We start from the raw sequence: 24,945 nt of genomic DNA on the forward strand, positions 1-24,945 counted from the left end.
CATATTAATTAATTGTAATAACTCGCATCCAACTGATGCGGGCAAATTAGCGCTAATAAAACAAGGGCGACATAACGTCGCCCTTACAGTAATTATGAACGATAGTTTGGTGCTTCTTTGGTAATGGTCACGTCATGTACATGTGACTCACCCATACCTGCTGAAGTGACTCTTACAAACTGTGCTTTTTCATTTAAATCTTTAATGGTAGCGCAGCCCGTTAAGCCCATACATGAACGCAAGCCGCCCATATGTTGATGAATAATTTCTTTCAACTTACCTTTGTACGGCACGCGACCTTCAACACCTTCAGGTACGAGTTTGTCTGCGGCGTTGTCACTTTGGAAGTAACGATCAGATGAACCTTGAGTTTGGCCCATTGCGCCCAGAGATCCCATACCACGGTATGACTTATAAGCACGACCTTGGTAAAGTTCAGTTTCACCTGGCGCTTCTTCAGTACCGGCAAACATAGAACCCGCCATGATGCATGATGCACCTGCGGCTAATGCTTTAGCTAAATCGCCAGAAAAACGAATACCGCCATCTGCAATAACAGGAATGCCTAACGCAAGCACTGCTTCAGCAGCATCAGATACCGCAGTAATTTGCGGCACACCGACACCCGTTACAATACGAGTAGTACAAATTGAACCAGGGCCAATACCGACTTTAACAGCGTTAACGCCTGCTTCGACTAACGCAAGCGCGCCAGATGCCGTTGCCACGTTGCCGCCAACAATTTGTAAATCGGGGTATTTAGCTCTGGTGTCACGAATGCGCTGTAATACACCTTCTGAGTGACCATGTGATGAGTCAATCAATAAAACGTCAACACCGGCTTTTACAAGGGCATCAACACGCTCTTCATTGCCTGGACCAGCACCAACTGCAGCACCGACACGTAAACGACCTAATTCGTCTTTACATGCGTTTGGTTTGCGTTCCGCTTTTTCGAAATCTTTAACGGTGACTAAGCCTTTAAGTTTAAAGTTATTGTCAATCACTAAGATTTTTTCAATACGATGAGAATGCATTAATTTTTGCACTTCATCTAACTTCGTGCCTTCGATCACGGTAACCAAACGATCTTTAGGGGTCATCATGTCGGCAACCGTTTTGCTCCAGTCAGTTACAAAACGCACGTCACGACCAGTAATGATGCCCACAAGTTCGTGTGCATCATTCACAACAGGGTAACCGGCAAAACCATTACGTTCAGTTAGTAAACGTAAATCAGTTAAGGTTGTTGTAGGCGTAACGGTAACCGGGTCTTGAACAATACCGGCTTCATAACTTTTAACTTTACGGACTTCTTCGGCTTGTTGCTCAATACTCATGTTTTTATGAACAAACCCTAAACCACCTTCTTGCGCCATCGCGATCGCAAGACGAGATTCAGTCACAGTATCCATAGCAGCTGATACAAGTGGAATATTTAATTCAATTTTGTTCGTTAAACGAGTTTTAAGAACTGCGGTATTAGGGAGTACGGTCGAGTGGGCAGGAACCAACAAAACATCATCAAAGGTTAGTGCATCTTTCAGTAAACGTAGCATGGCAACATCTCCCTAGTAAGTAGGATTTTGAGTGAAATATTGCGGCGAGATTATACCTTGCATATTGCTGTTGGTAAATGGAAAATAGAAATTTATTAACGTTAGAATGAGAACTCTCATGAGTGCCACAAAAAACAATGTTTACAGTGTGTCGCAATTAAATAGCGAAGTGAGGCATATTCTTGAAGGTCAAATCGGCAAAATTTGGCTAAATGGTGAAATATCAAACTTTTCGGCACCCAGTTCAGGACACTGGTATCTCACCTTGAAGGACGCTCATTCACAAGTTCGTTGTGCGATGTTTAAGGGCCGTAATCAATCGGTACGTTTTAAACCTATTAATGGCCAACAAGTATTAGTAAAAGGTGCAATCAGTGTTTACGAGCCACGTGGTGACTATCAGTTGCTGCTTGAGTCGATGCTGCCTGCTGGTGATGGGTTACTGGCACAAGAATTTGAAGCATTAAAACTTAAATTGGCTGCTGAAGGTTTATTTGCATTAGAAACCAAACGCCCTATTCCTGATAACATTCAACGTATTGGGGTGGTGACATCGGCAACTGGTGCGGCACTGCGAGATATATTGCATGTATTAGCTCGTCGGGATCCCTCTATCGAAGTGATTGTGTACCCTACTCAAGTGCAAGGTGCCACGGCCAGTCAATTAATCTGCCAAGCGATTGTCGCTGCAAACCAACGCATGGAAGTCGATGTTCTGTTGCTTACCCGTGGTGGTGGTTCATTAGAAGATTTATGGTGTTTCAATAGCGAACATTTAGCTCATGCTATTTATAACAGCGCCTTACCGATTATCAGTGCTGTCGGCCATGAAATAGATACCACCATTAGTGACTATGTTGCCGATGTTCGCGCGCCAACGCCATCCGCAGGTGCAGAGTTATTGTCAAAAGACAAAGGCAATAAAGCAGAAAAATTGGCGTTGTTGTTATCGCGTATGCAACAGGGTATGAAACATTACCAATTACAGCAGTATGGACGATTAACTCAGTTGTCCCATCAACTGCAACGCCATGAGCCACAACGTAAACTGCAACAATTTGAACAGCGTTTTGATGAAATGCAAATGCGCTTAGAAAATTCCTTACAGCATAAGCTCAGCCGGTTAACCCTACGCCACCAGCAATTACATAATCGCTTACAGCAACGATCGCCGATTAATACCCTAACCTTGGAAACAAATCGATTGTCTTACCTGCAAACTCGTTTAGTTGATGTAATACAGCATAAATTAACTCAATCAGAGCAAAAGCTGACTAATGCAGCGCATCAGCTTGACACCGTGAGTCCGTTGGCAACATTAAGTCGTGGTTATTCAATAACGAAAGACAATAATGGCAAAGTATTATTTGATGTTGCCAATGTAAAATCGGGTGATGAAATTAACACTCAACTTGCACAAGGCAATTTAACTTCGATAGTTAAATAGCTATGATAAGTCGTGGTAAACACGCCACATAGATTGGTTAACGAGCAAATATAATCATAAAAAATGGCACAAAGTGAATCAATCACTTAGTGCCATTTTTGACTTAAATTTTAGCGAACTACTTGCCTATTGGCGTTAGCACTATTTCTACGCGGCGGTTTTGAGCTCGGCCACTTGAGGTAGCATTGCTTGCAATTGGGCTAGACTCACCCATGCCAGTAGACGATACGCGTGAACCACTGATGTTTTGGCTAGTGAGATACTGTGCAACTTCACTTGCTCGTACTTGAGATAAACGCAAGTTGTAAGAATCAGAACCCGAACTGTCGGTATAACCAATCACGTTTAAGCGAGTATCATCATATTCTTTAGCAACTAATACAACACTGTTTAATACTGATTTAGCACGTGAACTTAAGACAGTTTGATCAACGGCAAAGGTCACTTCATTGGGCATATTCAATACAATAGTGTCACCGTTGCGAGTCACACTCACACCCGTTGAACTGAGTTGTTTACGAAGCTCCGCCTCTTGCACATCCATATAATAACCAACACCGCCACCGACAGCAGCACCTGATGCAGCACCAATTAACGCACCTTTACCGCGATCGCTTTTACTTGATGAGGCAACACCAATGACTGCACCAGAAATGGCACCAATAATGGCACCATTAGTTGCTTTAGCATTTTCTGATTCGCCCGTATAAGGATTAGGTAATTGGCAACCAGATAACAACAGCGCCGAACCAATTAATGAACTGCATAACAATGATGCATTTAACTTTACTAACATACTCACTCCTAACGACTTATCCCTAATGAATAAGTCAAAACTGCCAAAATCAAAACAAAAAAACTGATAAAATCAAAAATAGGCATTCTACCGTAGTTAAGACGTAGATAAGTAAAAAAGTTAGGTTATTTTTTATTAATCAAACGTCTACGAAACCCTGCAACCATCATCAATAAGCCAGCAGTTAACCAAGACAACGCCCCACCTGAATGTTCTGTTTCGATATAAATCTCTTCTACATAAACCGCATCACGATCACTACTTTCAAGCGGCAAAGCATAAAGAGCATTGGACTCATCGCTGCTAATGGTCGCCACAGGATCGGCATAACCCAACTCATACAAATCTATTAATACATCATAATGATCGGTTTGATAACCGCTGGCCAAGGTTGTAAGCACTTCGTAATCATCATCGCCAGAATTAGAATACAAACTAAAAACATCAGTAGAGTAATAATGGATCCAAGGACCACCGTCTTGGCTTAAATATAACTCAGCAAATACATCGCTCTGAATATCACCGGCACTACTATTAATATCAGCATCAAAAGTCACACTAAACGTTTGATGAAAACCGTCATAATCGTTGTCTTCAAGTAAAAAAGAGTCGGCACCATAGAACGAGAAATCATAGTAAACCACCTGATTTTGCTGAGCCAAAACCCGCTGTTGCTGGCTTTCTTTAGTCGTTGCCTCTTTTTGATGCAAAGCCATCATTTGTTCACGAGTCACTTTTTGAGTGATTGCCGCACTAGCAGATAACACCGTTGCTTGCTGGTGCAGTTCTGCCACTCGCTGTTGAGTTTCAGTGTCTGAACTGATTGCTGAGGAATCAAGCTGGCGCGCTTGGCTAAAGGCTCCAATCACTTGGCTGGTAGCAACTTCTGCACTGAATACCGCACTAGAGCTTAAGCCTAACGCACAAGCAACACATAAACTTAATCCCAATGTAAACGGTTTACGACTTGGGGCTATGTTGATCATCTTATTTGAATGTTGTTTCATGGTTATTCCTCACAACCGTAAATGTTGCAATCATTAAAGCCCACTCAAAATGAACACAAGCTGAACATCAACTCCGCAGCATGATTCAACACCCAATAAGGTAACTAATAAGCGCTATTCAGTTAATGTTCATCTGTTAACACGTATACTGCACTGACAAAACATTCAGACATTGGTTAGTTTGAAATAAAGCGGTTTATATCGACTTATCACTTCTCTTATACTGAGTTGAGTTTAAGTAGATGTTTCTATATAGAAAGGGATCTTTTACACTAGTAATAATGAGGTTATTAGGATTAATACAATGCAGCGTATGCTCAAGCTCAGTGCCACTCTATTAGGCTTAATATTAGTAATGTCATCACCCAGCTTTGCTGGTACTTCGCTGGTGTCTGCATTAAGTTCATCTGCAAGGTTACAGCTTGTCCCAGGCCCTAAAAATAATCGCCAAGACAATAATTTAGTCGTGACCAGTTCACAACAAGCCATTCAAATGGCCAAACGCAGTTATTCAGGCAAAGTGTTAAAAGTACAATCAGCTAACATCAACGGACATCCAGGTTATCGAGTTAAATTACTCACCAATGATGGGGTGATTTTTTATGTGTCAATTGATGCCAGCAATGGATCAGTCACAAGGAACTAGCCCATGAGATTATTACTGGTCGAAGATGATTTAAACTTGCAAGGTAATATCAAACAGCATCTTATTGAAGCGCAGTATACTGTTGATGTCGCTAGCGATGGTGAAGAAGGTTTATTTCAAGCGCAAGAATATCAATACGATGTGGCTATTATAGATGTTGGTTTACCTAAGCTCGATGGCTTGTCATTAATCAGCCAATTGCGTGAGCAAAATATCAGCTACCCAATTATCATTTTAACCGCTCGAGACAGCTGGCAAGACAAAGTGGTTGGATTAGATGCTGGCGCTGATGATTATTTAAGTAAGCCGTTTCAACTAGAAGAATTAGTCGCCCGTATCAATGCGTTAATTAGGCGTTCAGTAGGTAAAGCCAGTCCGGTGATCCAAAACGGTCCCTTTAGTATTAATACCCGCAGCTTAGAAATTAAAAAAAATCTCCAAAGCATTAATTTAAGTGGTTCTGAATACAAATTATTTGAATACCTAATGTTACATCCGGGTTCAGTGCATTCAAAAAGCAGTTTAATTGAACACATTTATGATCAAGATTTTGACCTAGACTCTAATGTGATTGAAGTGTTTATTCGTCGCTTACGTAAGAAGCTAGACCCAGACAATCAATATCAACTAATCGAAACGCTACGCGGCCAAGGTTATCGACTGCGTCAATTAGATCAAGATGCATAAACTACTCAACTCACTTAAAGTCCGCATTGTTATCAGTGCCTTATTACTGATTTTGGTGTTATTGCCCATTATCGGCATAACCGTAAACAATGCCTTTGAAAGCCAAATAAATGTGGCTGCAAAAAACCAATTAAAAGCTTATGTTTACTCTGTTTTAGCCATGGCTGAAGTAGAAGATAACCAATTACAAATGCCAACTCATTTACTTGAAAACCAGTTCAATGTAATTGGTTCAGGTCTTTATGCGTTAATCACCAAAGATAGCCAGTTACTGTGGAGTTCCAATTCATTTCTCGGTCTAAATACTCCGATTAACTTACCCAAACCCGTAACCGGTAGAAGTGCATTTGACTCAATATTAATTAATGACAAACCGCAATTGATATACAGTTTTAGCGTGAGTTTTGCCACCAGCGAACAGCCTTTTACGATGACGCTGCACATTATAAAAGACCAACAAGAATACCTACAACAAATCAGAAACTTCTCTAATACCTTGTGGACTTGGCTACTCATTTTAACCGCCTTGCTCGTTATCGTGCAGCTTAGCTGGCTATTGTGGACCCTAAAGCCTTTAGGTCAATTTAGCCAAGAACTCAGCGCAGTAGAACAAGGTAATTCAATGCAGTTAAGCACTCACTACCCAGTAGAACTGCAAAAAGTGGCTCAACAATTAAATACCTTATTACAAACCGAACAAAATCAGCGCAAACGTTATCGCAATGCCTTAGCCGATTTAGCCCACAGTCTGAAAACACCTTTAGCGGTTATTCAAACTCAAGCTGATTTAAGTGAAGCCTCAACAGAGCAAATTAATCGCATTAACCACATTATTGCCTACCAACTAACGCGAGCCCAAAGTGCTGCTGGTAGCGGTTGGCACTTAGGCGTTAGTATCGACGAGGCAGCCGTTAAATTAGTCAGAACCTTAACGAAGATTTACCAGAATAAGCATCTCACCATTGAGTACCACCCTAACAAACAAGCCCACTTTAAAGGCGATGAAGCAGACTTAACAGAAATGCTCGGCAACGTGCTCGACAATGCCTGTAAAGCCGCTAAAACAAAAGTGAGATTGAGCCTTACACAGCAAGAAAATCAGCTGAGCATGACAATTGAAGATGATGGTGAAGGTATTCCTACAGATAAACAGCAACATATTTTTGAACGAGGGATCCGTGCTGACACTTACACTCAAGGCCACGGGATCGGACTGGCGATCGTTAGAGATCTTGTTGACAGTTATCACGGTAAACTGACGGTAGGCCAATCGGCATCATTAGGTGGTGCCAAATTTGAATTTACTTTCCAACAGTAAGCGCCTGCTTTAGGTTCCGACTACACATCATTTCTTTAATTTATTTATCTAGCTTCATCCTCTCGCTTATTCCTCTCCCATAGTTCTAGCATATTAATTACAGTCATTAGCTTTCAGCTTATGTTCATCTTCGACTCGTTATGATGACCCTAACAGTCATCAATGACACTGGAGATAACATGAAAAAAGCCATTCACGTACCCGCTCAGGCATTACTCGCCTTAGCCTTGGTCTGCATACCATTAACAAGTGTGCAAGCGGCGCAGCCAACAGAGTCATACACATATACCACCGAAGATGAAGTGGTTAGTGATGCTGAATTAGCCCAAATGCTCGCACCAATTGCGCTATATCCTGACAGTTTATTAACTCATATCTTAATTGCGTCTACTTATCCGTTAGAAATTGTCCAAGCCAAACGTTGGTTATCAAGCCAAGGTAATAACGACACAAACCAAATAATGACGGCCGTTGAGTCGCAAGACTGGGACCCAAGCGTAAAAGCCTTAGTGGCTTTTCCTAATGTTCTCGATCGTTTAAATGATGATTTAGCCTGGACACAAAGTGTAGGCGATGCATTTTTACAAGATGAAGGCCGAATGCTAGACAGTATTCAAACTCTAAGACAACAAGCTGATGAAGCCAATAACTTAGCTGATCTTGAACAAGTGAAAGTCACCAGAGTTGAGCGCAGGATTATCATTGAATCCGTTCGTCCAGAAATCATTTATGTGCCTTATTACGACAGTCGTATCGTTTATGGTAACTGGCGCTGGAAGCGGTACCCGCCAATTTATTGGAATGCGCCAGCTTATGTGCATTATCGCCCTAACCACAGTGCCATTTATTGGAACAGCGGAGTACGCATTAGCTTTAACTTCTTCTTTAGTGGTTTCCAGTGGCATGACCGCCGTGTGATTGTGGTACCTGTACGTCAACACTATCGTTACTACACACCACGTAAAGTAAGTTACAGCAATGGTGCCCAACATTGGCAACATAAACCTAAACATCGCAAGGGCGTGGCGTATCGCAGCCAGGTGATCAGTAAACGTTACAATGGCCATTATGAAAAACGTAATCAGCCAGTGAGTTATTCACGTGAACCTAAACGTCAACAGGTAAACCACAGCGTTAAGCAAGACAAACGCAGCGAGAAAGCAGTGGTAAGAAGTGTGAACCGCAATGACCAAGCGAAACACAAAAGCACCCAGTTAAAACGCGAGTTAAGTCAGCAACGTCAACCGACTACAAACACTAAGTCATTTGATCGTAAAGGTGAGCCAATAAAATCAAGCTATAGTCGTCAACGCGATGTTGCCAAAACTAACCCTAGAAATGAGGCAAAATCAGTAGTTAATGTAACAAGTAAGCCAGGTACACAAACATTACAACAAGCTCAGCGTAACACCCGAGTTGAAAAAGCGCGTCAACAGCAAGTTAAGCAAACTAGCAGGAGTCAACCGCAAAAAACGCAAGTTCGCTCAACGACTAGATCTGCGCCTCAACAAGCTTCACGCTCAGTGAGCAAGCAACGTGATAGTTCATCATCACGCACTAGCCAGTCAAGGGAAAATAAGTCGTCGAGAGAAAGACAGTAAACAGATAGCAGATAGCAGATAAAAACAATATGAGTCGATAACCTTTCTCATGTTGTTTTTATCGATTTAAAGCCTATGACTGTGCTCGAGGTAATACGATACACACATCCAGTCCATGAGGTTGTACCCGACTAAAAGTCAGCTCGCCATGATGTAAGCTGATAATGTGCTGACAAATAGACAATCCTAAACCCGCACCTTGTGAGGTGTTTTCATCGACACGATAAAATCGATTTTTGGCTAAAGCAATTTCCTCATCTGACATACCGCAACCTTGGTCAGCCACACAAATCATAGTCTGTTGATCGTCCTGAGTAACCTTAATGCTTATCAATGATTCTGTAGGGCTATATTTACAGGCATTTTCGATAATATTTTTCAGTACTAATTCGATGTAAAACGGATCGACATTGATGATCATATCTTTAGGCACAACGATATACCACTCGTAATCGGCAATGATATGTACTAACTGGTTTATCACATTCTCTATAATATTCTGCAGCTTACAATCGGTTTTATTTAACGCCTCAATGGCATCAACTCGTGATAATAACAACAACTGCTCTACGGTATGGCTAATACGATTTACTCCCTCGCCTATAGCTTCAATGTAAGGCAAGGTAGCTTGCTTAACGTCTGGGGATTGGCTACTCAGCACGTCGCTTAAACCGTCGCTGTGTAACTTAATAATGGCTAATGGGGTTTTAAGTTCATGGGCTGCATCGGCACTAAAACGACGTTCACGGATCATGGTCTCGCTAATACGCAGTAGATAGCTGTTAAGTGCTTTTTGGGTTGATGCTAATTCCGTTGGTAAAGTGAAATTAATTGGGCTTAAGTCTTGGGCAGGACGCTTGTCTAAATGACGCTCTAATAACTTAACCGGTTTAAATAAGTAATAAGTTAGCACCAACATAAAAAACATCATAATAGGGGTAATGATTAACGGCGCTCGCCAAGTGTTGCTGATGATTAATGACACTAACTCTTGCCTAACATCATCACGTTGTGCAGTAACAATCCATACCTGATGCGGCTCAGAGAAAAAACTGTACACATGCCATAATTCACGGTCAATTATACGAGTATCATAACCGGGGTTAAAAGTGGTTAATTGCTGCTCGCCAGAACTGTCAGAATACGCCAGTATCTGCCCGGTACTAGACAATAATTGAAAGGATAATTTGTGTTCATAAGACAAGGTATTAGGATTGGCTTGCTCAGCAAATGTTTCAATTTTCGAATCGTCAACATGAAATAAGATCGGCTGAGAGATCAATTGTGCCAACTGGTCTTCTGTAAGCTGATCCACATAAAACTGTTCAAGCATTTTAGCGGTTTGCACCATTTGTGCGTCAAATAACTCTTCAACTTCATGTTTGGCATCACGGGTGCTTAATATGCTCGAAAAGGTCACCGTGAGTACAATTCCCACCAGCATGATCAAACTTAATAATAATCGTAACGAAAACATAATATCCTTATTGCATTAAGTTCATCAATTTACTGGTAAGTATACAGAGCCCAATAGACCCTAATAAATTACACTATCTCATTTAAAATGTAACCGATGCCACGTACGGTTTTAATTAATTCAGTGGCGGTTTTTTTACGTAAATGATGTATATGCACTTCTATCGAGTTACTGCCCACTTCATCCCAACCATAAGTTAATTGCTCTAACTGATTTCGAGTTAAGACACGCCCTGCTGATTGCGCAAACTCCAACAATAATTGATATTCACGCCGAGAAAGTGAAATGAGTTGATCGCGAAAATGCACTTCACAGCGAGTGAAATCAATCGTTAATGACCCATAACTGAATTGGTTGTGGTCTAAACCATGTTGACGACGAACGATGGCTTTTAGTCTGGCAATCAGCTCCCTTACATCGAAAGGCTTACTTAAATAATCGTCGGCGCCAATATCTAAACACATTAAGCGGGTGTCAAAATCAGTGTTTGCGGTCAACACAATAATGGGTAGCGAGATACCGTTTTTGCGCCACTGTTTTAATAAATCCGCACCATTACCATCGGGTAAACCAAGATCCAAAATAATCGCACTAAAATCTTCATTGTTTAAGGCAACTTGAGCTTGATGATATGAACTTAAATGATCAACCTGAATGCCTTCTTTAGCTAAGCTCATGACGATACCTTGCGCTAAAAGCTTATTATCTTCGACTAATAATACTCGCATTCATTATCCTTAATCATTAACGAAACACCTTAGAGTCGACACCTTGTTGCTGTAGAAAATCTTCCGCATCAGGTCCTTTTAGCATCGACATAGTGGCTAACATGCCTGCCATAACGCAATTGGGCGCCAATACTGTCACAGACAATGGTGCATGCTCTATGGGGTAACCTGTTTTTGGGTTAATAATATGCCCATAACGTTTACCATCCACCTCAATATAGCGGCGAGTATTACCACTAGTGGCTAATGCCCCTTGGCGAATGGTTAACAGTGCGGCGGCGTTATCAAGCTTATGAGGGTTCTCAATCCCCACCTGCCAACCATTACTTTTGATAATAGGGCAAGCAATATCACCACCAAAGTTAACTAATACCGAATGATTTGGCCAACGATTCGCTAAAGTTTGCGCGGTGCGATCAACCGCATATTCCTTACCGATACCGCCAAAATCGACACTCATGTCTGCTGGCATACAAACGCTGTTGTCAGTTAATGCAATACGAGCAAAACCCACCTTTAACATGGTTGCATCAATCTCAGTTTGTAACGGCACACCATGGCTACCATCAAAGCGCCATAGCGCAATTAATGGACAAGCACTGATATCGAATGCCGATTCACTTAATTGAAAACACTGTTGAGCAAACTGTAATAAATGCGCTGTTTCGGCATCGATCGGTGTGGTTTCACCTTGGGCATGGTTTAACTGCCACACCACGTTACCTTCAATAAAACGGCTGAATTTATGCTCTATTCGCTTTGCTTCATCATAAGCAATGTTCAGCATTTGCCTCGCTATGTGCTCGTCATCAACCGCCATTAATAATTCACACGGACTAGCCATAGCGCTAAATGAACCTAAAAAGCCCCAAGGACGAGGCTGTAAGCTCATCACCTTTGGGGCTTTTGACATTGTTTTGATTGGTTCAAGCAAATTAAATTACTCTGTTTATTGATGATACGTTCATCTTAAAACGAATAACTCACTTGAGCTACTATCGCCTTCACAGAAGGAAATAAATCGTAGTTTTGTAGCTGACCAGGTATCTCAGTGCCATTATTTTCAGGATTTTGCTGATAATACTCAATACGATAACTTAGTTCATGGCCACCCGATAAATGCTGACCAAATTTAAGCCCTATGGTGTAAGCCGTCATATCACCAATGCGATAATCCGCGCTGGCATATTCAGGTATTGCATCGCCACTCATCAAAAATGGTTGATAAAACTCAGCGGCTTGCTGCTGGTAATAACGTAAGTGCAATTGTGCGTATATAGTTGGGCTAAAATTATAGCGGTAATGCGTTTCTAAAGTATGCGATTGAATTTCCCAATCATCAGTACTATAGCGATATGAAAAATCAACTACCCCTGAATCCAATGCACCTTTGGTGAGTAAAAATACACTGTGTTTTAGACGTGAGTCTGGACGATTCTCGTAACGGTAGGATTGAGTTACACCATTAACATCAACTTCACTTAAGATTTTATATGGATCAGTCATGTAGCCTGACACACTTGATAAACCATAATTAGCTTGCATCAACCAATTACGATTAATAATCTGAGTCACACCAAACATAATATCACTAGTTTGTTTAGTATCATCACCGGCTAAACGAGTTTGATCAAAGGCCGCTTGATAATCGGCATCGTTGTAATAATTGCCACGAAACACCATTTCCGACATTGCAACAGGGCGACCGCCAACGGGATCGACAACATCATTGGTAAAGGCACCCGATAACGACAACGTAGTATTATTTTTATTAAAACTACGCTCAAGGCCGCCATTAATACCCATGGATAAATAATCAAATTCTTTCGAACCATATACACCAATATTACCGGTCCAATCTTGATTGATCACTTCTTGCCAATTAGCGCTTAACTGAACGCGAGTATCATGAAAAGTATCGTCCAGCGGAGTATCACCAGCAGCAACTGTGTATTGTCCATCACCCGATGGACGAGTAAAGGTTTGGCTTTCAGCTTGAGCGACAGCACCTGAAGCCGACGCACCAGTTAAGCTGTCGACAACGATCTTCATATCCAATAGAGATGTATCACCAAAGGCTTTTTGTACGTTACCTATGGCTTCAGTAGCTTGTACACGGTCTTGCTCGCCATAGTACATAATGGCAGCATCTACCTTCCAATCATCATTGGCAGGAATAGGTTCAGCAGCATTGGCCTGTTGGCTCAATAAACTACAACTTGCTAACGCCAATGCACTGGCAATACTTTGCTTAGATGTTAGTTGCATCCACAACCTCCGCCCGCTAATGAACGACCACCACTGGTTCCTTCTTTACTAAAATAAATATGATCATCTAATGCGAGATCGAGTTTTTCACTATTCAAAGCCATATCGGCACGAGCTAATTGGTCTTTTTCCCAAGGCTGTACACCTAGGCTAGAACATCCAACCAAACTACTGGCAATAGCTAATGCGACTGCAGCCTTGGCAAAGGGGTGATATAACGCTTTTGTCATGAATTTACTCCTGTAACAACATTTGGATTTCTTGCTCGTAGGCGGGAATGTTTTCGGTAAAAAATCCCATATGAGTTTGGACTAATTCACCTTTACGATTAAACAAAAAGCTACTTGGCATACCTTGTAGCTCAAATGCTTGGGCAATATCACCTTCAGGGTCAAAACGAAGATTAAATTGTGCTGGTAGCTTGCTCAAAAACTCATGGGCTAATGCGGTATCAACATCCAGATTAATGGCTACAACCTCTAAACCTTGCTGTTGATATTTATCCTGGATGGCATTCATCCACGGAAATGATTTACGGCATGGAGCACACCAAGAAGCCCAAAAATCAACATAAACAACTTTACCGGCAAATTGCTGTAAACTGACCGACTGCCCTTGCTGATCCATCACCTTATTATCTAATGATGGCGCGGCTTGAGCCGTTATGCTTAGTCCAAGCCCTAAAGCCAAACTAAATGCAGCAACGTTAAACTTCCCTAAGTGTGAAAATAACTTCTTTAACATTATATTTCTGCCTAATGACTTAATAGACAACAAAGTAAGTTATCAATCTTAAGGTTTACTTAAGTAACGAAACTGAGCAAACTAAATAGCGAGTTAGAGCAACTATTGCCCTAACCCATTAACAGGAAAAGTTACCCACCAATCATCTTCGACACTAAGCCTTTTTCGTGACCCGATTCTGCCACTAAAATACCAGCCAAATGTAAACTAATAAAAGGAACGAAATACCATAATGCCAACTTATGAATTGTTTCAGCCTGTTGTTCTATTACTTCAGGACCAAACTTGAGTAACAAACCTGTAATTACCGATAACGCAACGCCAGCATAGAACACCCAATACACCCATGCCTGAAACTTTTGCTTGGTTGTCGCTTGGCTCGAAAATGGTGACGGATAATGCAAACCAAACTTGGCCATATAAATAAATCGTGCTGACACAAACACCCCCACAGCATAACCAAAATAGATATGCCACTGGAACATAACGCCACGAATACTTTTGGCAATCGTTACTGCTTGCTTGTCGGTAATCATCACATCGATTTTCGCTAAGCCTTGATGAATTATGGCGGCCATGTGGTTTTTATCCATCCACCCAAGCCTTAATAATACGGTTAATAACATCACCATCATGGTCAATGCCAATCCCCAATGAATAAGACGATGAAGTAGCGGGTAAGTAGTCTGTGTTTGCATATAAACCTCGGTAGGATTGCGATTATGGGGCCATTATCACGCCAAAATCTTAACAATCACTTATGGATAACAATAATCGAAAAAGAATCTTAAACATGACACTATGGCAATAAAATAACGATGAACGGAATCACACATGACTCATTTTTTTCAAAAAACTCGGCAGTTGGCATTATTCCTCGCAGGGATAGGCACGTCATTAGGCGGACTTTATACCTTATTCCCGCAGTGGGCAGTCGAAAATCTTAATCAACTAACCCATCAGCCCAGTGACACGATATTTATTCAGCACTGGGGATTTATGGTATTAATGGTGGGATGTAGCTTTTTTATTGCGATGGTGCGTTCTACTTGGATAAAGCCGCTATTTTGCATTGCGCTCATTGAAAAGCTGTTTTTTGTTAGCTTGGTATTGAGTCATGCCAATCAAGATTTTGTCGATGGGTTTTGGTTATCAATGGTAATGGACAGCATGATATGTACTTACATTGCCGCGTATTTATGGTGGTGTCGAGCCACTGGTGATTTAACGTCTTAAGATAGGTAAACTCAATTTAACCGAGACTATCTGGCGGTGCCGCAACATCGCATTTTTTACAATTAAGAATCATCCCCAATTGTTGTTGCCGACCTTCTACCGTCGTCACCCAAGGACGAACTGTCCAAGGTGGATTATGGCGCACATGTTGAAAATGGCCACAGCCTAATTCAGCGACCCAATGATGTTCTTCATCCAGATGATAACCGGCAATTTTTTGCTGCATGGTGTTTTATCCAATCTTGACTCTATGGCACTGCTTCAGAATGACTCATATTAAAGAGCTACCCTCTTGGGCGAGACACCTACCAAAAAGCCTGAACAAGTCAGGCTTTTTGAGCAATAAATAACGTAGTTCAATACTACGATATTCCAATACTAAGTTATTTAGTACGATCGCGAATATGGCTCATAGCACGCTTACGACGACGCTCTTGACCTACGGTCAATTTCTCGGTTCTGCCTTCAAACGGGTTAGCACCTTCATGGAAACGTAACTGAATTGGTGTACCAACCACTTTTAATGAACGACGGAAGTAGTTCATCATATAGCGCTTATACGAATCAGGTAGCTTCTTAACTTGGTTACCATGAATAACCACAATTGGTGGATTATAACCGCCAGCGTGAGCATATTTAAGCTTCACACGACGACCATTAACCAATGGTGGTTGGTGATCATCTTGCGACATTTGCATCACACGAGTAAGCATTGATGTACTCACACGACGAGTAGCACTGTCGTAGGCTTCTTCAATTGACTCATATAAGTGACCAACGCCAGTACCATGTAATGCTGAAATAAAGTGAATACGGGCAAAATCGATAAAACCTAAACGGCGATCAAGTTCGCTTTTAACACGGTCTTTGACTTTTTGATCAATACCGTCCCACTTATTTATCGCAATAACTAATGCACGACCTGCATTTAAGGTAAAACCTAATAAACCAAGATCTTGTTCTGCAATACCTTCGCGCGCATCGATAACTAACAAGACTACGTTAGCATCCTCAACTGCTTTCAAGGTTTTAATTACCGAGAATTTCTCGATAACTTCATTTACTTTACTGCGACGACGAACACCTGCTGTATCAATTAATATATACTCTCTACCTTCACGAGACATCGGAATGTAAATACTGTCACGGGTGGTACCTGGTTCATCATAAACAACAACACGTTCTTCACCGAGGATACGGTTGATCAGTGTTGATTTACCCACATTAGGCTTACCAATAATAGCGAGCTTAATGGGTAAGTTTTGTAAACGTTCTTGTTCCGCTTCAGCTTCTTCTTCAGTATATTCACGTTCAACCTGCTCGCCTTCTTCGTCAAGCTGGCGAACAATACCCATAGCTTCAGCATAAGGCGTTAACGCATAGTCAATCATGTTAGTGACACCACGACCTTGCGCCGCTGCCATTTGATAGACTTCACCTAGACCTAAAGACCAAAACTCACCACAAGCAGAATCGGCATCAATACCATCAACTTTATTAGCAACAACAAAGGTGACTTTGTCACGGCTACGTAAATGCTGAGCAATCGCTAAATCGGCAGCCGTCATACCCGCACGAGCGTCAGTCATAAATAATACGACATCAGCTTCTTCAATCGCGGCCAATGACTGTTCAGCCATTTTGGTTTCGATCCCTTCTTCACTGCCATCAATACCGCCAGTATCAACAACGATAAACTCGTAGCCAGCTAAGAATGCACGACCGTATTTACGGTCACGTGTCAAGCCAGGAAAATCAGCGACTAACGCATCACGAGTACGAGTAAGACGGTTAAATAATGTCGATTTACCGACATTGGGTCGCCCAACAAGGGCCACTACAGGGATCATGATTTTGCCTCTAAAAAACTTTTCAATAAAAAGCCCCCGGAACACTTCCAGGGGCTCTAGTAAGGACATTATACCTTAATTAACGCAACAATAGTGCTAGCACTTATTCCGCATCAGTTTCGGTATCTTCCTCATCATTCATTTGCTCTTGTTTGTTCAAGGTAACAATTGCAACTTTACCGCTGCGACCTTGAACATAAATTTTCTCACCTACCACTAAAGGCTGACCATATAGTCCATCGCTATCAACTTGAATGCGGCCAACAATTTTGCCACTATTGCGGTCAATAAAATGCAAGTAACCTTCAAAATCACCGACTACAATATAATTTTCTAACACGGCAGGAGAGGTTAATTCACGATTTTGAAGTTCAGTATTACTCCATAACTCTAACCCATTACGGCGATCGACAGAGTAAATACGGCTATGATCGTCGACTAAGTACAGGCCAATGCCCGCTGCAGCCAACTCATTAAAGCTTGAATATTTACGCGACCAAACCACACGACCACTACGAAGCTCCATAGAGACTAAATTACCATTGTAACTGGCAACATACAGATTTTCGCCCAAAATTAATGGCGTCATATCAATATCAGCCATACGGGTAAACTCATTAGCACCTGCTGGAGTAAAAACAGCTTGTTCCCAAGCAGCTTGGCCATTAGCTTTAACTACAACGGCAACTTTACCATCTGCAGTGCCTACAAAGAAACCGCCTGCTTCATATGCCGCAGAACCTGTACCTCGTAAGGTAAGGTTTGGCAGTTGCATTTCATATGTCCATAACTTTTCACCGTTATCGATATTAAATGCTTCAAATGCGCCTTTACTGGTATTCACTGCAACAACATCTTCTGCCACTGTGGGTGCCGATAATAACTCACCATTAGCTTGTGCTGACCACACAACGTCACCCGTTGCTTCATCAAGGGCGACTAATAAACCAGTTTCACCACCAACAAAGACTTTATTACGTGCAGCTGTAACACCAGCCGCTAAACGAATACCTTTAGTTTTGGTTTTAAGCTGCTCTTTAAAAGCATCATTAAAATCTTGTTTCCATAACTCATCACCCGTTGTTTCGTCAAATGCAACGACAACACCACTGCGGTCAGCCACAAACAATTTTCCATAACGAACCGCAGGACGAAGCTGCGAGTAATAATCGCCTACACCATCGCCTACACTTGTATCCCAGCTAATTTCTGGAAACACGGTTGCTTGAATATCAACAAGTTCACTTACAGGCTCTTCTTCAACATCACTTGAAGAGCAAGCAGACATAAGAGCAACACTTAACCCAACGGCAAGTAGATTTTTACACCACGACTTCATCGGCTAAATTCCTTATGCCTTGTTTAGATTGTCTAACTTCATGGTCAACGCTGGACTGGTTAGTGCACCACCATTATCCACTGCTGCTTGATAAGCTAATTTGGCTTTATCCAAATCACCTTGACGCACTAAAAAGTCGCCTTTTAATTCTTCACGTTGTGAAGAAAATGCTTTGTCCGTTACTTGATCTAGTGTGGCCAACGCCATACCTAAATTGTCTTGTTCAGCTTGAATTCGCGCTAAACGGATCATCGCAACCATACCCAAACCAGAACCAGGTTTTGCGGCAATCACTTTAGTCAATGATGCTTCTGCTTTAGCTAAATCACCGGCTTCCACGGCTGATTTTGCGACCATCAGTTCGAGCAAAGATTGATAACCTTGTGAATCATGTGCTGAAGCAAAGCTTTCTGCTTGAACTAATAATGCAGCAGGATTAGTCGACTGTGCCACAATAGTTTGGAATGACTCTGAAGCATCTTCAGCAGCGGTTACTTTCATGTCAGAATAAGTATTCCAACCGTATAGACCACCTAGGCCTACTACGGCACCAATGACTATAGACGTGCCATAATCTTTCCAGAACTGCTTGATAGCATCTACTTGTTGTTCTTCTGTGCTATAAATTTCCACTTACACTACCCCTTTAAAATCTATTCTTAAATCAGTTCTGCAATTTTAGCTACGAGTTCAGCACGCGTAACCAATAGTTGTTCGTTGTTTGTTCTTAACGGCTTAATAGCGACTTGATTATTGGCTATTTCGTTTTCACCGATAATCAACGCAAACTGGGCACCGCTTTTATCGGCACGTTTCATTTGCTTTTTAAAGTTACCACCACCGCAATGGCTCATGACTTTAAGCGTTGGCAACTGTTGACGCAACTCTTGCGCCACTTTAATCGCTTCAACTTCGCAATTATTACCCATTGCTGTGACATAAACATCAACTTCAGCGGCTATGTCACTAGTGAGTTCGAGGGTTTCAAGCAGCAATACAATACGCTCTAGTCCCATAGCAAAACCCACTGCGGGCGTATCTTTACCACCAAGTTGGCCAACTAAACCATCGTAACGTCCACCAGCCAATACAGTACCTTGCGAGCCCAAACTAGTGGTTACCCATTCGAATACAGTACGGTTATAGTAATCTAAACCACGCACTAAACGAGGATTGATGGTGTATTGGATGCCTACAGCGTCTAAGAGTTCACACAAAGTTGAAAAATGTGTCTTGGAGTCTTCACCAAGATAGTCCATCAACGCAGGGGCATCACCTAAAATGGCTTGCACCTGCTGGTCTTTACTGTCAAGCACCCGCAATGGATTTGAATACATCCGGCGTTGGCTATCTTCATCGAGTTTGTCTTTATGCTGCTCTAAAAAAGCAATTAAGGCATCACGATAAGCAGCACGCTCCGCAGAATCGCCTAGCGTATTAAGCTCTAATGCTACATGTTCTTTTATGCCTAATTGGTCCCATAAACGAGCAGATAACATTAATACTTCAGCATCAATATCAGCACTGCCGATACCGTAGACTTCAACACCAAATTGGTGGAATTGACGGTAACGGCCTTTTTGTGGGCGCTCATGACGAAACATTGGCCCCATATACCATAAACGTTGTTCTTGGTTATAAAGTAAGCCGTGCTCATTACCTGCGCGCACTGTTGAAGCAGTGCCTTCTGGACGCAAGCTTAAACTGTCACTGTTACGGTCTTCAAAAGTGTACATTTCTTTTTCAACAATATCGGTCACTTCACCAATAGAGCGCTTAAAAAGGTCGGCACTTTCTACAATAGGGGTACGAATTTCGCTATAGCCAAATGCACTTACAGATGAACGCAATACAGCTTCAACTTTTTGCCATAAAGGACTTTGCGTTGGCAGAATGTCATTCATGCCGCGAATAGCTTGGATTTGCTTTGCCACTGTTAACGGGTCCAATTTTTGAATTAGCTCGCGCTAATAAAATGTAAATATGCCTTCAACATCTACAAGGTTTATGTTGCGATGCAAAGGATTAATGATTATTCGGTTTTGTCGGTAATCGCAATACGATTGGCCATCATGCTCGCTTTAGCACGGATTTTAGCTTCTAAACCGTCGATAATATTTTTATTGTCAAAGCGCTCTTTTTGACGCACTCCGTCATCATAATAACCGCTCTTGGCATAACCACCGGTTAAGCCGATATCAGACACTAACGCTTCGCCAGGGCCATTGACAACGCAACCTATAATAGAGACATCCATTGCGGTAGTAATATCTTCAAGGCGGCGTTCAAGTTCGTTGACGGTACTAATCACATCAAACTCTTGACGCGAACAAGAAGGACAAGCGATAAAGTTAATCCCACGGCTACGGATCCGTAAAGACTTTAAAATATCGAAGCCAACTTTAATTTCTTCAATCGGATCGGCAGCCAATGAAATACGTATAGTATCGCCAATGCCTTCAGCCAATAACAAACCTAAACCAACCGCGGATTTTACAGAACCAGCGCGCAAGCCACCCGCTTCTGTAATACCCAAATGTAAAGGTTGGCGAATTTGTTTCGCAAGTAAACGATATGATTCAACGGCAAGGAAAACATCAGAGGCTTTAACGCTGACTTTAAACTGATCAAAGTTCAAACGGTCCAAAATATCGACATGACGCATTGCTGATTCTAATAATGCTTCAGCCGTTGGTTCGCGATATTTGTCCATTAAATCTTTTTCAAGCGATCCGCCATTAACGCCTATGCGAATTGGAATATTTTTATCACGAGCACACTCAACGACACTGCGAATACGTTCTTCATTGCCAATGTTGCCAGGGTTAATGCGCAAACAATCAACTCCATATTCAGCCACTTTGAGCGCTATACGGTAATCAAAATGAATATCAGCTACTAATGGTACATTGACAGACTGTTTGATAATCTTAAAAGCTTCAGCTGCATCCATCGTAGGCACAGAAACACGGACAATGTCTGCACCGACTTTTTCTAATGCACGAATTTGCGCCACTGTGGCTTCGACATCCGTGGTTTTAGTGTTGGTCATCGATTGCACAGCAATCGGTGCGCCATCGCCAATAGGCACATTTCCCACATAAATACGTGTAGATTGTCGGCGAATGATTGGGGATTCGTTATACATGCAAATATGCTCTACTGCTGTTGCTAAAGCATTATGACGCTTTAGGCAGGGTTAATCTTGCGACTCGACCATTGGCAAATTCAGCTAAACTGACCTTTTCACCATCGAGACTGATACTGGCAACTTGAGGCGCACCAAGAATCACTTTAAAAGGTTTTTTACCACTGACTTCAATACGATATGCGGCACTCTTCACACCGTCAACCATCACTTTGCCGTTGGCATCGGTCACATTAACCCAACAATCACCGGAGAGTTCGATGGTTAATACACTTTCTACACCGTCTACATTGGTATCTGTTGATATTGTAGATGTGGGGTTGGTATTAAGTGTATTATTCGATAATTCTGTAGCGGCACTCGCCGCGTTTTGCGCTGTTTGGATAAGCTTATCTTCTGCCTCTATTGCGGCATTATTAGCGCTATCAGTGACATTATCACTACTATCCTGATTCAACTCATTAGTGTTGGTTGTTACGGCTTCACTGCTCATAATCTGATGCGGTTCAAGCTGGTTACTTCCAGCAGCAATTTCTTCAACAGTTGGCTGTGAAAAATCAACATTGGTCAATAACGAGGACTTTTGTACCCACCATAAGACTAACAACGCAATTAATACCGCAACAATAAAGTAAGTCACTAAATTAAGACGACTATTACGCGCTTGATGAGTGGTTTTTCGTGAAAAACTTTGCATTGCTGGTGCTACAATTTCAGGTAATTGATGGCTTAAACATTGCTGAATTTGGCTTATGTCCGCATTAACAATGCGAGCATAATTTTTAATATAACCTCTAACATAAGTCGTGGAGGCAATATTAACGAAAATATCATTTTCAAGATCATTAATGATCTTGGGGCGTAAATGCAATTGGGTTGCTACGGTCTCAATAGAGATACCTTTTGCTTCGCGAGCCGCTTTTAAAATGGCACCAGCAGTAACAACATCTTTTAACAACGACGCATTTCCAGCGTCTTGTTCTTCTTCGAATTCTTTAGTCATTAATTCAAGTTAGCTCTATAATTTTTGGCTTGTGGAGATGCAGGAAACTTCGCAATTAATAAAATGCCAAATCGTTTTACGGCCTCTACATCATTCGCCGCCCGCTCAATCTTAATCCCTAAGGCTAAACTTTCTGCTGATTCGCTAGCAACTTGATGGTATCTTGCAAGTTGCTCGCGCGCATTGCCGTAGTCAGCATCTTCCATGGCTAACTCGGTTAATTCTAGTAATGTTACCTTGCGTCTTTTATCATACTTTAACGCCATATTAAAATACTGTCGCGCTTTTTCTTTATTACCTGCTTTACGACTGCATACGCCTAAGTTTTCATAACTCGATGCTGTGCGGGTATAATTAGGTGTTTCAATTGCAGCAAGAAACATTTTTTCAGACTCAACAAAATTATTTTGCTGGCATAAAAAAACCCCAAAATTATTTCGCGCATCGCCTGTCACATCATCTAGACTAATGGCTTTTTTGTATGACGCTTCTGTTCGTTCAACATCACCAACAGTTTGATAATAATATGCCATTGCCATATGTACTTCACTGATATTCGGCGCATATTCAACGGCTTTATTTAAATTGTACTTTGCTTGTTCACTATTCCCACGACCTAGGTAAGTGAGTCCAAGTTGCATTCGTTCTCTCGCAGCCCCCTGCCTATCAAACTGACGTTCCGCTACAGGGGTATCTGTACCACTGTAAGTACGTTCAGTCACACAAGCAGTGGTAGACAAGGCGATTAAGGTAAACAGACAAACTTTCTGCATTCCGTGCTTCATTTATAAGCCTATTATCTGTGCAAACAACAAGTTATTCCATTGTGACTGAAATCTGACTCTGTTGCATTTGTTTTTTTGCTAAACGTTTTGTTCTATCACGGATATCACCGGCTAATTGACCACAAGCAGCATCAATATCATCACCACGTGTTTTACGCACGATGACCGTTAGACCATATTCCATCAATACTTTAGAAAAACGATCTATACGTGAATTAGACGAGCGACCGTAAGGAGAACCAGGATACGGGTTAAACGGAATTAAATTAATCTTACATGGAGTATCTTTCATTAACTTTGCAAGTTCATGCGCTTGATCTGTGCTGTCATTGATATGGTCAAGCATCACATATTCGACAGTCACGCGGCCGCGATTTGCATTCGACTTTTCTAAATAACGACGAATACTCGCTAAAAACTCTTGCAATGGATATTTTTTATTCACTGGAACCAGCACGTCACGCAACTCATCATTAGGCGCATGAATACTTACTGCTAGCGCAACATCAATGGCATCACCCAATTTATCAAGTGCTGGTACCACGCCAGAAGTCGATAACGTCACACGACGTTTAGATAAACTAAAACCAAAGTCATCTAACATAATGTCCATTGCAGGAATAACATTGGCAAGGTTTAGCAAAGGTTCGCCCATGCCCATCATTACTACGTTTGAAATAGGACGATCGCCAGTGTCTTTATGGAAACCTAAAAATTGTGACACTCGCCAAACTTGGCCAACGATTTCAGATACCGTTAAGTTACGGTTAAAACCTTGCTGACCCGTTGAGCAGAAGGTACATTCTAAGGCGCAACCAACTTGTGATGATACACACAAGGTCGCACGGTCTTCTTCAGGAATGTAAACTGTTTCAACTTCTTGGCCTTGGCCAACATTGATAGCAAATTTAATGGTGCCATCATTAGATTTTTGAAAACTAGCAATTTCAGGTGCTACTATTTCGCATCGCGCAGCTAATTTCCCACGCAACACTTTGTTTATGTTGTTCATCTCTTCAAAGTCACTGACGCCAAAGTGATAGATCCACTTCATTAACTGATCGGCACGAAATGGTTTTTCGCCCATCTCGCTGAACAACGCTCGCAGTCCTTTACGATCAAGATCTAATAAATTGATTTTCTTTTCACTCATCTGCCTAACCTCAAAACTCAAACACCAAAACCTGTAACAGGGCGGCGAATTATACAGATGCTTGCCAAGATTAGCTAGTAATCAAAGTAGCCTTGTTATTACATTAAAATCCAAACTCTAAGGTGATTTGGCACCCCATATTCATAAAACAAT

The 24,945-nt window shown here is 41.7% G+C and carries 25 protein-coding genes; 6 read left to right on the top strand and 19 right to left on the bottom strand.

Annotated elements, in window-relative coordinates; genetic code table 11:
* Positions 1–92: 92 nt before the first annotated feature.
* Positions 93–1,559: an IMP dehydrogenase gene (gene guaB / locus ABIS04_RS13530; RefSeq protein ID WP_140234784.1), complete on the bottom strand. Its 1,467-nt coding sequence runs from the start codon at positions 1,557–1,559 to the stop codon at positions 93–95.
* 118 nt (positions 1,560–1,677) lie between these two features.
* Between guaB and xseA the strand changes: the two genes are divergently transcribed.
* Positions 1,678–3,006 (top strand): exodeoxyribonuclease VII large subunit, encoded by a 1,329-nt coding sequence (gene xseA / locus ABIS04_RS13535; protein WP_350431405.1) that lies wholly within the window; start codon positions 1,678–1,680, stop codon positions 3,004–3,006.
* A 118-nt stretch (positions 3,007–3,124) separates the two neighbouring features.
* Here xseA and ABIS04_RS13540 read toward each other — a convergent pair whose 3' ends face one another.
* The gene (locus tag ABIS04_RS13540) at positions 3,125–3,802 is read right to left on the bottom strand and encodes an OmpA family protein (protein ID WP_350431406.1); all 678 of its coding nucleotides are present in this window, start codon (positions 3,800–3,802) and stop codon (positions 3,125–3,127) included.
* A gap of 125 nt (positions 3,803–3,927) precedes the next feature.
* Complete coding sequence (locus ABIS04_RS13545) at positions 3,928–4,809, bottom strand: choice-of-anchor H family protein (protein WP_140234786.1); 882 nt, start codon at positions 4,807–4,809, stop codon at positions 3,928–3,930.
* 304 nt (positions 4,810–5,113) lie between these two features.
* On the opposite strand from ABIS04_RS13545, the gene ABIS04_RS13550 reads away from it, so the two are divergent.
* The 4 genes from ABIS04_RS13550 (at position 5,114) to ABIS04_RS13565 (ending at position 9,061) form a co-directional block, all read left to right on the top strand.
* Positions 5,114–5,455, top strand: a complete 342-nt coding sequence (locus tag ABIS04_RS13550; protein ID WP_350431407.1) for a PepSY domain-containing protein — start codon at positions 5,114–5,116, stop codon at positions 5,453–5,455.
* A gap of 3 nt (positions 5,456–5,458) precedes the next feature.
* Positions 5,459–6,142 carry a response regulator transcription factor gene (locus ABIS04_RS13555; protein ID WP_140234787.1) on the top strand — a complete coding sequence of 228 codons (684 nt, stop codon included), beginning with the start codon at positions 5,459–5,461 and terminating at the stop codon, positions 6,140–6,142.
* Positions 6,135–7,460, top strand: a complete 1,326-nt coding sequence (locus ABIS04_RS13560; protein WP_350431408.1) for an ATP-binding protein — start codon at positions 6,135–6,137, stop codon at positions 7,458–7,460. Before ABIS04_RS13555 ends, ABIS04_RS13560 begins: the two co-directional genes overlap by 8 nt.
* Before the next feature lie 179 nt (positions 7,461–7,639).
* Positions 7,640–9,061 (top strand): DUF3300 domain-containing protein, encoded by a 1,422-nt coding sequence (locus ABIS04_RS13565; RefSeq protein WP_350431409.1) that lies wholly within the window; start codon positions 7,640–7,642, stop codon positions 9,059–9,061.
* 73 nt (positions 9,062–9,134) lie between these two features.
* Here the strand turns inward: ABIS04_RS13565 and ABIS04_RS13570 are convergent, their stop codons facing one another.
* The 7 genes from ABIS04_RS13570 to ABIS04_RS13600 form a co-directional block, all read right to left on the bottom strand.
* Positions 9,135–10,538: an ATP-binding protein gene (locus tag ABIS04_RS13570; protein ID WP_140234789.1), complete on the bottom strand. Its 1,404-nt coding sequence runs from the start codon at positions 10,536–10,538 to the stop codon at positions 9,135–9,137.
* 68 nt (positions 10,539–10,606) lie between these two features.
* On the bottom strand, positions 10,607–11,266 hold the full coding sequence (locus ABIS04_RS13575) for a response regulator transcription factor (protein WP_350431410.1): 660 nt from the start codon (positions 11,264–11,266) through the stop codon (positions 10,607–10,609).
* Positions 11,267–11,282: 16 nt separating this feature from the next.
* Positions 11,283–12,179: an FAD:protein FMN transferase gene (locus ABIS04_RS13580; protein WP_350431411.1), complete on the bottom strand. Its 897-nt coding sequence runs from the start codon at positions 12,177–12,179 to the stop codon at positions 11,283–11,285.
* A gap of 56 nt (positions 12,180–12,235) precedes the next feature.
* On the bottom strand, positions 12,236–13,534 hold the full coding sequence (locus ABIS04_RS13585; RefSeq protein WP_350431412.1) for a DUF3570 domain-containing protein: 1,299 nt from the start codon (positions 13,532–13,534) through the stop codon (positions 12,236–12,238).
* Positions 13,525–13,764 carry a DUF4266 domain-containing protein gene (locus ABIS04_RS13590; protein ID WP_167496033.1) on the bottom strand — a complete coding sequence of 80 codons (240 nt, stop codon included), beginning with the start codon at positions 13,762–13,764 and terminating at the stop codon, positions 13,525–13,527. Before ABIS04_RS13590 ends, ABIS04_RS13585 begins: the two co-directional genes overlap by 10 nt.
* Before the next feature lie 4 nt (positions 13,765–13,768).
* Complete coding sequence (locus ABIS04_RS13595) at positions 13,769–14,278, bottom strand: TlpA disulfide reductase family protein (RefSeq protein ID WP_350431413.1); 510 nt, start codon at positions 14,276–14,278, stop codon at positions 13,769–13,771.
* Positions 14,279–14,409: 131 nt separating this feature from the next.
* Complete coding sequence (locus tag ABIS04_RS13600) at positions 14,410–14,976, bottom strand: cytochrome b/b6 domain-containing protein (protein WP_350431414.1); 567 nt, start codon at positions 14,974–14,976, stop codon at positions 14,410–14,412.
* A gap of 136 nt (positions 14,977–15,112) precedes the next feature.
* On the opposite strand from ABIS04_RS13600, the gene ABIS04_RS13605 reads away from it, so the two are divergent.
* Positions 15,113–15,514, top strand: a complete 402-nt coding sequence (locus ABIS04_RS13605) for a hypothetical protein (protein WP_350431415.1) — start codon at positions 15,113–15,115, stop codon at positions 15,512–15,514.
* A gap of 16 nt (positions 15,515–15,530) precedes the next feature.
* On the opposite strand, the gene ABIS04_RS13610 is transcribed toward ABIS04_RS13605, so the two are convergent.
* The 9 genes from ABIS04_RS13610 to ABIS04_RS13650 all read right to left on the bottom strand — a co-directional run bounded on the left by ABIS04_RS13610 (position 15,531) and on the right by ABIS04_RS13650 (position 24,792).
* Positions 15,531–15,740 carry a DUF3565 domain-containing protein gene (locus tag ABIS04_RS13610; protein WP_140234794.1) on the bottom strand — a complete coding sequence of 70 codons (210 nt, stop codon included), beginning with the start codon at positions 15,738–15,740 and terminating at the stop codon, positions 15,531–15,533.
* A gap of 157 nt (positions 15,741–15,897) precedes the next feature.
* A complete protein-coding gene (der, locus tag ABIS04_RS13615; protein WP_350431416.1) occupies positions 15,898–17,364 on the bottom strand; it encodes a ribosome biogenesis GTPase Der in 1,467 nt (488 codons plus the stop codon).
* A 103-nt stretch (positions 17,365–17,467) separates the two neighbouring features.
* The gene (bamB, locus tag ABIS04_RS13620; RefSeq protein ID WP_350431417.1) at positions 17,468–18,703 is read right to left on the bottom strand and encodes an outer membrane protein assembly factor BamB; all 1,236 of its coding nucleotides are present in this window, start codon (positions 18,701–18,703) and stop codon (positions 17,468–17,470) included.
* Positions 18,704–18,715: 12 nt separating this feature from the next.
* Positions 18,716–19,336 carry a tetratricopeptide repeat protein gene (locus ABIS04_RS13625; RefSeq protein WP_350431418.1) on the bottom strand — a complete coding sequence of 207 codons (621 nt, stop codon included), beginning with the start codon at positions 19,334–19,336 and terminating at the stop codon, positions 18,716–18,718.
* 26 nt (positions 19,337–19,362) lie between these two features.
* A complete protein-coding gene (hisS, locus tag ABIS04_RS13630) occupies positions 19,363–20,637 on the bottom strand; it encodes a histidine--tRNA ligase (RefSeq protein WP_350431419.1) in 1,275 nt (424 codons plus the stop codon).
* Positions 20,638–20,735: 98 nt separating this feature from the next.
* Positions 20,736–21,851: a flavodoxin-dependent (E)-4-hydroxy-3-methylbut-2-enyl-diphosphate synthase gene (ispG, locus tag ABIS04_RS13635; protein WP_350431420.1), complete on the bottom strand. Its 1,116-nt coding sequence runs from the start codon at positions 21,849–21,851 to the stop codon at positions 20,736–20,738.
* A gap of 31 nt (positions 21,852–21,882) precedes the next feature.
* On the bottom strand, positions 21,883–22,854 hold the full coding sequence (locus tag ABIS04_RS13640; protein WP_350431421.1) for a RodZ domain-containing protein: 972 nt from the start codon (positions 22,852–22,854) through the stop codon (positions 21,883–21,885).
* Positions 22,854–23,639: a type IV pilus biogenesis/stability protein PilW gene (gene pilW / locus ABIS04_RS13645; RefSeq protein ID WP_350431422.1), complete on the bottom strand. Its 786-nt coding sequence runs from the start codon at positions 23,637–23,639 to the stop codon at positions 22,854–22,856. Before pilW ends, ABIS04_RS13640 begins: the two co-directional genes overlap by 1 nt.
* A 31-nt stretch (positions 23,640–23,670) precedes the next feature.
* A complete protein-coding gene (locus ABIS04_RS13650) occupies positions 23,671–24,792 on the bottom strand; it encodes a bifunctional tRNA (adenosine(37)-C2)-methyltransferase TrmG/ribosomal RNA large subunit methyltransferase RlmN (RefSeq protein ID WP_350431423.1) in 1,122 nt (373 codons plus the stop codon).
* Positions 24,793–24,945: the final 153 nt, after the last annotated feature.

Source organism: Shewanella sp. H8 (assembly GCF_040285065.1).
GTDB lineage: Bacteria > Pseudomonadota > Gammaproteobacteria > Enterobacterales > Shewanellaceae > Shewanella > Shewanella polaris.

Bases quoted from the DNA above. Each gene is read 5' to 3' on its own strand.
- guaB (WP_140234784.1), bottom strand. From the start codon at position 1,559: ATGCTACGTTTACTGAAAGATGCACTAACCTTTGATGATGTTTTGTTG.
- xseA (WP_350431405.1), top strand. From the start codon at position 1,678: ATGAGTGCCACAAAAAACAATGTTTACAGTGTGTCGCAATTAAATAGC.
- ABIS04_RS13540 (WP_350431406.1), bottom strand. From the start codon at position 3,802: ATGTTAGTAAAGTTAAATGCATCATTGTTATGCAGTTCATTAATTGGT.
- ABIS04_RS13545 (WP_140234786.1), bottom strand. From the start codon at position 4,809: ATGAAACAACATTCAAATAAGATGATCAACATAGCCCCAAGTCGTAAA.
- ABIS04_RS13550 (WP_350431407.1), top strand. From the start codon at position 5,114: ATGCAGCGTATGCTCAAGCTCAGTGCCACTCTATTAGGCTTAATATTA.
- ABIS04_RS13555 (WP_140234787.1), top strand. From the start codon at position 5,459: ATGAGATTATTACTGGTCGAAGATGATTTAAACTTGCAAGGTAATATC.
- ABIS04_RS13560 (WP_350431408.1), top strand. From the start codon at position 6,135: ATGCATAAACTACTCAACTCACTTAAAGTCCGCATTGTTATCAGTGCC.
- ABIS04_RS13565 (WP_350431409.1), top strand. From the start codon at position 7,640: ATGAAAAAAGCCATTCACGTACCCGCTCAGGCATTACTCGCCTTAGCC.
- ABIS04_RS13570 (WP_140234789.1), bottom strand. From the start codon at position 10,538: ATGTTTTCGTTACGATTATTATTAAGTTTGATCATGCTGGTGGGAATT.
- ABIS04_RS13575 (WP_350431410.1), bottom strand. From the start codon at position 11,266: ATGCGAGTATTATTAGTCGAAGATAATAAGCTTTTAGCGCAAGGTATC.
- ABIS04_RS13580 (WP_350431411.1), bottom strand. From the start codon at position 12,179: ATGTCAAAAGCCCCAAAGGTGATGAGCTTACAGCCTCGTCCTTGGGGC.
- ABIS04_RS13585 (WP_350431412.1), bottom strand. From the start codon at position 13,534: ATGCAACTAACATCTAAGCAAAGTATTGCCAGTGCATTGGCGTTAGCA.
- ABIS04_RS13590 (WP_167496033.1), bottom strand. From the start codon at position 13,764: ATGACAAAAGCGTTATATCACCCCTTTGCCAAGGCTGCAGTCGCATTA.
- ABIS04_RS13595 (WP_350431413.1), bottom strand. From the start codon at position 14,278: ATGTTAAAGAAGTTATTTTCACACTTAGGGAAGTTTAACGTTGCTGCA.
- ABIS04_RS13600 (WP_350431414.1), bottom strand. From the start codon at position 14,976: ATGCAAACACAGACTACTTACCCGCTACTTCATCGTCTTATTCATTGG.
- ABIS04_RS13605 (WP_350431415.1), top strand. From the start codon at position 15,113: ATGACTCATTTTTTTCAAAAAACTCGGCAGTTGGCATTATTCCTCGCA.
- ABIS04_RS13610 (WP_140234794.1), bottom strand. From the start codon at position 15,740: ATGCAGCAAAAAATTGCCGGTTATCATCTGGATGAAGAACATCATTGG.
- der (WP_350431416.1), bottom strand. From the start codon at position 17,364: ATGATCCCTGTAGTGGCCCTTGTTGGGCGACCCAATGTCGGTAAATCG.
- bamB (WP_350431417.1), bottom strand. From the start codon at position 18,703: ATGAAGTCGTGGTGTAAAAATCTACTTGCCGTTGGGTTAAGTGTTGCT.
- ispG (WP_350431420.1), bottom strand. From the start codon at position 21,851: ATGTATAACGAATCCCCAATCATTCGCCGACAATCTACACGTATTTAT.
- ABIS04_RS13640 (WP_350431421.1), bottom strand. From the start codon at position 22,854: ATGACTAAAGAATTCGAAGAAGAACAAGACGCTGGAAATGCGTCGTTG.
- pilW (WP_350431422.1), bottom strand. From the start codon at position 23,639: ATGAAGCACGGAATGCAGAAAGTTTGTCTGTTTACCTTAATCGCCTTG.
- ABIS04_RS13650 (WP_350431423.1), bottom strand. From the start codon at position 24,792: ATGAGTGAAAAGAAAATCAATTTATTAGATCTTGATCGTAAAGGACTG.